Source organism: Mesorhizobium sp., from assembly GCF_004962925.1.
GTDB lineage: Bacteria > Pseudomonadota > Alphaproteobacteria > Rhizobiales > Rhizobiaceae > Mesorhizobium.
Genome location: NZ_SUEO01000076.1, coordinates 17,025 through 25,296, shown reverse-complemented (window position 1 = coordinate 25,296; position 8,272 = coordinate 17,025). Strand labels below are relative to the sequence as shown.

At 60.1% G+C, this 8,272-nt stretch carries 4 protein-coding genes, 3 pseudogenes and 1 riboswitch; of the genes and pseudogenes, 4 read left to right on the top strand and 3 right to left on the bottom strand.

Annotated elements, in window-relative coordinates:
• From E5W87_RS16860 to E5W87_RS16850, 3 genes and pseudogenes are all read right to left on the bottom strand, one after another.
• Positions 1–473, bottom strand: a 473-nt coding sequence (locus tag E5W87_RS16860) for an NAD(P)H-dependent oxidoreductase (RefSeq protein WP_292399552.1), incomplete at its 3' end; no start/stop codon positions are given.
• A 562-nt stretch (positions 474–1,035) separates the two neighbouring features.
• Positions 1,036–1,639: pseudogene (locus tag E5W87_RS16855) on the bottom strand (SMC-Scp complex subunit ScpB).
• A 1,777-nt stretch (positions 1,640–3,416) separates the two neighbouring features.
• Complete coding sequence (locus E5W87_RS16850) at positions 3,417–3,767, bottom strand: hypothetical protein (RefSeq protein WP_128284582.1); 351 nt, start codon at positions 3,765–3,767, stop codon at positions 3,417–3,419.
• Positions 3,768–4,695: 928 nt separating this feature from the next.
• On the opposite strand from E5W87_RS16850, the gene E5W87_RS16845 reads away from it, so the two are divergent.
• The 4 genes and pseudogenes from E5W87_RS16845 to E5W87_RS16830 form a co-directional block, all read left to right on the top strand.
• Positions 4,696–4,959 (top strand): hypothetical protein, encoded by a 264-nt coding sequence (locus E5W87_RS16845; protein ID WP_287297655.1) that lies wholly within the window; start codon positions 4,696–4,698, stop codon positions 4,957–4,959.
• Positions 4,960–5,573: 614 nt separating this feature from the next.
• Positions 5,574–5,831: pseudogene (locus E5W87_RS16840) on the top strand (aspartate 1-decarboxylase); the annotation flags it as partial.
• A gap of 117 nt (positions 5,832–5,948) precedes the next feature.
• Positions 5,949–6,065, top strand: a riboswitch (TPP riboswitch).
• A gap of 103 nt (positions 6,066–6,168) precedes the next feature.
• A complete protein-coding gene (gene thiC, locus E5W87_RS16835; RefSeq protein ID WP_292399549.1) occupies positions 6,169–8,004 on the top strand; it encodes a phosphomethylpyrimidine synthase ThiC in 1,836 nt (611 codons plus the stop codon).
• Positions 8,001–8,272 (top strand): annotated as a pseudogene (locus E5W87_RS16830) (FAD-dependent oxidoreductase); the annotation flags it as partial. The gene thiC and the pseudogene E5W87_RS16830, both read left to right, overlap by 4 nt.

Here is an 8,272-nt window from a genome sequence, read left to right as displayed (position 1 = left end):
GCGCCGACGATTTCGCCATCGACGAAATCGTCGGGCGCGCCGTAGACGCCCGTAGGGACGGTGACAGCGCCAAAAAAGCCGAACAATGGCCGGAGCTGATGTTCGAGGACCAGGCCATGGTATGGGCTCCCGCCGGTCGCGGCGAGAAGCACGGTCTTGCCCGTCAACGCGCGATAATCGACCAGGTCGAACAGGTGCTTGAGGGCGCCAGTGTAGGAAGCCCTATAGACAGGCGTTCCGACCACGAGCAAATCGGCCTTCTCGACACGCTGGATAATCGCTTCTCCAGATGCGCCAAGTGCGCCGCGGGATAGTCCGGCGAAAAGTGAGGGTGCCGCCTCCGTGATCTCGATCAGACCGGTGTCTGCAGGCACGCGCAACGCGACCGCCTTGACCAGCGCATTGACCACCGCCGTGGTGCGGGACGGGTTGCTTACGCCGCCCGATATTCCGAGAACCGATAATCGTGCCAAGTCATCAATCTCCCACACTTTGCATGCGCGCTAGGCCGCACCAAACCAGATCAAACGATATTCTATTAAATCTGTAGAGCTAAGGTACTTTGTTCTGATGTTTTGACGTCAATGGGAAAAACGGCGCTGTTACCCACATGGCAAAGGGGTGGAATCTTTAACGATCGGCTAAAACCCACAGTTACGACAATCAAGCTGCCGGTACCCATCGCGGTCCGTCTCTCATAAATTCACTGCAGATATCGTGGAGCTTGAGACTTTAATCGCAGATCCAAAGTGACGCCGCAGAGGCAGCTCGACCGCAGATGAGACCAAAGAAGTGACTTCGCGCCAAGCCAGAGAGCACCTGAGCACAGTAATAACTGACTGACGTACACGTCTCCTTCGCCTACCGTTTTCCAAGGACGCCAAGCTCGCAACTTGAGGCGCTTGCTACCGAAGGGTGTCGCTTCATTGTTTGATTAGACCCGCTTCTCTTTATGCGTACCGAAGATCCCGACGTTCGGCGGAGATTTGAACAGCATCACGCGCCGGCGGTCGGCTGCTGCGCGGCAGCGAGCAGCTAATCCTCGATCTCGACGTCGGCGTTGTAGTGATGGGAGGAAAAGCCGGGCACTATGGCGCCCTCCAGCAGCTTCCCCTTCGACAGAAGTCCAGCATCCTCGAGCGCCTCGAAATCCGGCAGGTCGCGCAGCGTGTCGAGCCCGAACTCCACCAGGAACTCTTTTGTCGTCACGTCGGTGTAGGGCGCGCCTGGGGTCGGGCTGCGTGGACCGGAGGCGATGAGCTTCGCACCACGCAGATGGCCGACCAGGTCGCGGCTGATCTCCTTGCCGAAGAATGGCGATAGCTCTCCACGGGTGATCGGTTGGAAATAGGCGATGCACATCAACACCAGCACGTCCGACTGGGTCAGGTCTACACCACGCACGCTGTCTCCGACGGCCTTGCCAAATGCACTGCGGATGGCGTCGGCATAGGCCGGGCGGGTCAGGTGTTTCCAGCCGCCGGCGACGGAGACCAAATCATAGGGGCCGGCCGCGCAACTCTTCGCGGATATCGTCGATTAGCAGATCGATGCTGCAGTTCTTGCCGACGATCCGCGCCAGCGTCGCACGGCCAACGGGCTCGCTGGCTGCAAAGATCGTCGCCTCGACGCGCTGCATCCATTCGCGCCACCGCGCCTCCGGCGGCAGATGATCCAGCTCCCGATCAAACAGCTGGTCAGCTGATCGACGGTCGTAACCCGACCAAACCCACCACTAACGTGTATGCAGCGTCCTGCGCACATATTTTACTTACGCGTAGTGGCGCGGCGTCGGAGGCCGACTGCTAGGAAGCGGTCGAGCATTGCATTCACCTGGTCAGCCACTTCGATGGTGTTGAAATGGCCAGCTAACAACGTCTTGGCCAGGATGAGCTGCGAACAACGAGCCTTTAGCCAGTCGAGATCCCGGGTAGCGTTCACTAACGGCACAGTATCAATCGGTCCTGAATCTCGGCAAAATAGGAACCGACTGATGCTGAAACACGATGGTCTGTAAGAGGCACCAAGTGGGGATAAATGTCGACTTGGCCCGGTGCAGAAGCATCGGCGGAATGACGTGGATGCGTAAAGCCAGTCGGCAAGATGCCGACGCGGCCGAAGGTGAACTTGAAGGATCTAAATGTCTGAGCAGGATCGGACCGCCAGTATCCAAGCGGCGATCAGACAACGCGCCTATTTGCCACCATAGCCTCCAATTCGTCAACGAGACCGGAGGCGGCCATTTCATCTTTCATGGCACCGCCCAAGCGTCGGGCCGCATCCCGGGCGCGACCAAAACAAGGGCACGAATTGCGACTCTGGCAATGGCCTGTCTACCTGCAACCCCCGACTTCGGCGCCTTGCGACCGGTAATCAGGAGAATCGAAAAAACAGCCAATACGGCAAACAGGGCGGACGACCGCCCATGGGTTAGTTCCATCAGAAACCCGACTAGTCCTCCTTCGCCGGGGTCGGGACCGAGATGGGCGGCACCCATCCCGAAGACAGCCAGGCCCCGAGCGAGGTCGATGCCGACCAGCCGATCTACCACCGACCCATGGCTCGCGCCGGCCATCGGGGAGTTCTCGGCTGGCGGTGCCTGTGCTATGCTGGGCTCCTTCCTTGGTTATGTCGATCGCGGGGTCCGCGACAGGAGAGCCGGTCGGCTGCTGCCGTCGTCTCACCCTCAAGGGTGCAAATCTCGTTCCAATCTGACGGATCGAGCCGGCGACAGAAGTTTATGCTTGCTGTTCAGCTCTTTAGCCGACGGCAAACAACACATCGGCTTACCAAGCCTGTGGCGCGGACCTGACAAACCCCACACAGCGTGTCGCGGGGCCGCCATCTTGAGGCAATGGCGGTGAACCGGCGAGATGCCAATCAGCGTGAGCGTACCTGGTATGTGGCCTGCATACGGGTGCGAGATATTCTGATTGTCCCCCACACCCTCAGGCGTCAAAAGACTCCTGGTTCAGCTCTATCGATCTGCGTCAGTATGAAATTCCCGAGCTGGAGCTTCGTCCTTTGCGCGTCGGGAAACGCAGCCGCTGGCCTCCCCGCCGAACGAGCAGTCTTCCGACATGTTTGCCGCCGAACAGCGGTGCATTGAGGAAAGTGCCCCACCGGTCGTCTGGCGCCGGCCCAGTTGGCACGACGCTGATCGGCTGGGCGACCCTCTCGATGGGGTCGTGACCTCAGAGAGCCACGTTGAGCATCCGGAGGTGGTCGGTGCCGGAGCGCGTCGGGGCGTCATCCTTCAGAAGCTGATGGAGGAGCTTGTCACGGGCGAGCTCGCGGGAGAGACTGGACGCAAGCGCGTCCCGCGCGCGCGAACTGCTCGATCAACTGATCTCAGACGACGACGATTCTCGGCCAGATTCCAAAGAGAGGCCGCGGCGGCGCTTCGCGGGCTCGCGTTACCACAGATCGCAGAACTGTGATCTCGCCTTGTGCCCGAGATCGCAATCTGAGCTCGCGACGAAGCATATCGCCGGACGGGCCGATGCCTTCGCGATCATCAAAGGACGGGTCGACGCCGCGATCAATTGGAAATCGGACGTGAATCCCACGCCTACGTCCGCGAGGCGCATGTGCAGCAATTGCGCGATTACCTTTCTGCGACGGGCGCCGAACGCGGAGCGAGCGGCGAGGTCACCTGGATCCAACGGCGGACGCATTGGGCGCTCGCGATCAATAGTATCCTCAGGATCGATTGCAGCGCTTCCGAAGTAAGTACCGCCAATTAAAAGTCGGTTGCCTTTTTCCACCGCCGCCTCACACATCGTGTTGGAGCTGAAGAGCTACCTGCAAATCCTCGCAGCGGGCGCGGCCACATCCCTGATTTTACAAATTAACACGTCTTGATTTTTAGAAAATGCCACGTGCGATGATGGCGCCGCCAAAAAACAATGTCACGCGAGATGATCATGCCTGAGGTAAATGGTCCGCCAAAGTTTGGAACGGTATACCGGTTGAATGATGGATACACCAGGCCGGATAAGGGCTTCGGGTTCCGGACGACGAAACTAATCGACGGATACGCGCTGCGCTTGAGGGAAGCTGCATGCGCGTTACGGTTATGACCATCCAGGGATGCCGGACATGATCTTGAATAGTGACATTGCAGGCCAAAGAGCGGCCGAGGAGCTAGCAGAGGGCCTGAAATCGCAGGGCAAGCAGCAATACGAAGACAGGTCGAGGGAACGCGAACGAGATATGTCTCGTTAGGTCGCACGTTGCAGCAAGGGTGCCGTCGGAAGGCAATCCGCCGTGTCCTGAACGAGGTAACCTGCACTTTTCGAGAATTGCCACGGCGGTACCCTATTTTCGGCTGTGAAGCACACGAGACCCGCGACGTGAGACCCAGTTGCTCAATGCCCAGTTGCTCAATGAGCTTTCTTACGAATAAGGGAGAATTTCCGCGGCCGGACTATCTCTGGGTGAGCGTGCATGACTGCCAACGGAAGGTCTTGCACGCACCCTTGCGATCTTGAGCAATGGTCGCCATGACTTTCTTCTTGCAGGCTTTTGAGTGACCCAGCCTGCGATCACCAGACCCCACCGACTCTAAAGAGCGTGGCAGACGGGATAGTCGAGGTTGCCCGGGCACAATCACGCTCAAGGCTTGCGCCGCCCAGAGGACACGCTGAAAAGGCAGCATGGGCGCGCAAGCACGCCATTCACGAGAGATTCGACATGAAGACCATGCAAGAAAAAGACATTCCGGCATTCGTGCAAGCAGTTGTGGACGCCGGCTGCAACATTTGCGCGATTGGCAACTTGGGATACGTCTTTGGCGATGCTGATTTGACGCCGGCGCAACGGAGGGCCGTCGAGCCACAGCTGCGTAGGATTGCTGAAATCTACGGCGAACGCGATCATCTCATGGACGAGATAGCTGTATATCTGCGGTCGATCGGACGCCATGTCGAGGTTGAGCCGAAGACAGGTGTTTCCTGATGGCCGCGATCGCGTTCCGTAGTCGCCATTTCTATTGGGTAACGAGAAGCCGTCTTCCAACATCTGAATCATAAGGGAGGTGACCCGCAAGGCCGCTCTCGAGACCGCAAGTCTGAGCCGCTGACGCATGGCGATAACCAGACTGTCCGAACTGGGCGGCGATATTCTTCGCGTCGATGCCTTCCTCGACCAGGTCGCGGTAGGCGGCGATCTCATCTACCGCATGCATAGCCAAGCCAGGAAAGTTTTCGGCAGGGGAATTCAGACTGGAGGAGCACGGCCGATCCGGCCGCCGACGCCCCCGCAGGGATTGCCATGTACGGCAACGCCAACAGCAGGCGGATCAATACTCGGATAATGGCGGCCGGATATGTAGCGATCGATCGCCGCACCAACATATCAATGCAATAGCTTAGTTGCTTTCAAAGGCGGTCGTACGCTAAAGGATTGCGTCAACTCTTCCACGCAGAGCGAACACTCCGCGGCCCATGCGATTTCTCTGCTGGAACAGCGGCACATCCTCAGCGCCAGGACACGGCCGCCGCTGTCGGGTTTTACGAAGCCGGTGATTGCATAAGTTGCCCGCAAGATATCATTGGTATCGGGAACGCCGCCGATGCTGCATCCTGAATCGAGCGGCCGCCCGCACCTGCCAGCCCGACGACCAGATCATTATCTGCAACTCCATCTACCTGGACGAGGTGCAAATCACCTCGCTGAAGCCGCGAATCGTCACCTTCGACCAGGATAACCACATCCGTGACCGCCTGAGCTACTCGGTCGATCTCCACGCACATGGCCGATACAGTTTCTCCATCCTTCACGAAGCGAAAGAGGCTTTGGTCATTCCAGCCCTGGTCTCCGGGGCGTGACTTGTCCCCGATGCATGCGCGAGCTCTCCGCCCGGTTTTGACAGGCCGCCGGTCATCGCCACCGGCCGAAGGCGCCCGAATGCGCTTGACAAGATAGCGTCGGCCCGTCCAACCTGACGCATTCACCAGGGGAGTCCCGGCAAGGGGCTGAGATACTGCTTGCTTTCGCTGCGCAGTGACCCGTTGAACCTGATCCAGTTCATACTGGCGTAGGGACGGTGCAAGCGCTTTGCGGGAGTTTATGCCCGAGGTCCTGTTTCGGCAGGTCGACAGAAGCGTCTTTTCATCCTTCCGGCACAGAACTGGGTCTCCAATGCATGAGCAAAGGAGCCTCAAGATGAATGCCCTCGCCCCAGCCGTGTCGACGGGACCGCTGCCCGCCTCACGCAAGATCCACAAATCCGGCATCCTCCACCCGCAGATCAAGGTGCCGATGCGCGAAATCTCCGTCCATCCGACAGCCGGCGAGCCGCCCGTCACCGTCTACGATCCGTCCGGCCCCTATACCGACCCGGCTGTCGAAACCAGCATTGAAAACGGTCTTGCCCGGCTTCGCCACGAATGGATTTTAGCGCGCGGCGATGTCGAGGCCTATGACGGCCGCCACGTCCAGCCGGAAGACAACGGATTTGCGACAGGCGAGCGCCTGACGCCGGAATTTCCCATTCGCAACCGACCGCTCAGGGCCAAGGCAGGCAAGGCGGTGACCCAGCTTGCCTATGCGCGCGCCGGCATTATCACCCCCGAAATGGAGTTCGTTGCCATCCGCGAGAATCTCGGTCGTGAGATGCTGCGCGGCAAGCTGCAGCGCGACGGCGAGGCATTTGGCGCAGCAATTCCCGACTTCGTCACCCCGGAATTCGTCCGCGAGGAAGTGGCGCGCGGACGGGCGATCATTCCCGCCAACATCAATCATCCCGAGAGCGAGCCGATGATCATCGGTCGCAATTTCCTGGTCAAGATCAACGCCAATATCGGCAACTCGGCGGTCACCTCCTCGATGGCCGAAGAGGTCGAAAAGATGATCTGGGCGATCCGCTGGGGCGCCGACACGGTGATGGACCTGTCGACCGGCCGCAACATCCACAACATCCGCGAATGGATCGTGCGCAATGCGCCGGTGCCGATCGGCACGGTGCCGCTCTACCAGGCGCTGGAGAAGGTGGGCGGCATCGCCGAGGATCTGAGCTGGGAGGTCTATCGAGACACGCTGATCGAGCAGGCCGAACAAGGCGTCGACTACTTCACCATCCATGCCGGTGTGCGGCTGCATTACATCCCGCTGACTGTCGACCGGGTCACGGGCATTGTCTCGCGCGGCGGCTCAATCATGGCCAAATGGTGCCTGCACCATCACCGCGAAAGCTTCCTTTACGAGCACTTCGCCGAAATCTGCGACATCTGCCGGGCCTATGACGTGTCCTTTTCGCTCGGCGACGGTCTTCGTCCGGGCTCGATCGCCGACGCCAACGACGCGGCGCAATTCGCCGAACTGGAAACGCTTGGCGAGCTGACGCAGATCGCCTGGGCCAAGGATTGTCAGGTGATGATCGAGGGGCCTGGTCACGTGCCGATGCACAAGATCAAGCAGAACATGGACAAGCAGCTCGCCGTCTGCGGCGAGGCGCCGTTCTACACGCTGGGGCCGCTGACCACCGATATCGCGCCGGGCTACGACCACATCACCTCCGGCATTGGTGCTGCGATGATCGGCTGGTTCGGCACGGCCATGCTCTGCTACGTCACGCCGAAGGAACATCTCGGCCTTCCCGATCGCGACGACGTCAAGACCGGCGTGATCACCTACAAGATCGCGGCGCATGCCGCCGACCTCGCGAAGGGTCACCCGGCGGCGAAGCTCCGCGACGATGCGCTGTCGCGGGCCAGATTCGAGTTCCGCTGGGAGGACCAGTTCAACCTGTCGCTCGATCCCGAAACCGCGCGTTCCTTCCACGACCAGACCTTGCCCAAGGAAGCGCACAAAGTGGCGCATTTCTGCTCGATGTGCGGGCCGAAATTCTGCTCCATGCGCATCTCCCACGACATCCGCGCCGAGGCACAGAAAGAGGGCATGGCGGCGATGGCGGCGAAATATCGCGACGGCGGTGATCTCTATGTGCCGGCGGACGAGACCGGTGCACCACGCATGCCAGGGGCGCAGACGCCATCATGAGGGTGCTGGTCACAGGGGCCGGCGTCGCCGGCCTCACAGCCGCCTTCGAGTTCGCCACACGTGGAGCGGCGGTGACGGTTGCCGAGATAAGACATGCCCTTGGCGGCAATGCGTCATGGTTCGCGGGCGGCATGCTGGCGCCATGGTGCGAGTGTGAAAGCGCCGAGCAGCCAGTGCTGGATCTCGGACGCGTTGCCGAATCCCACCAGTCGGCGGCATCGCGTCCGAGATCCAGCACTGGCTGCTCGGCGCTTTCACACTCGCACCA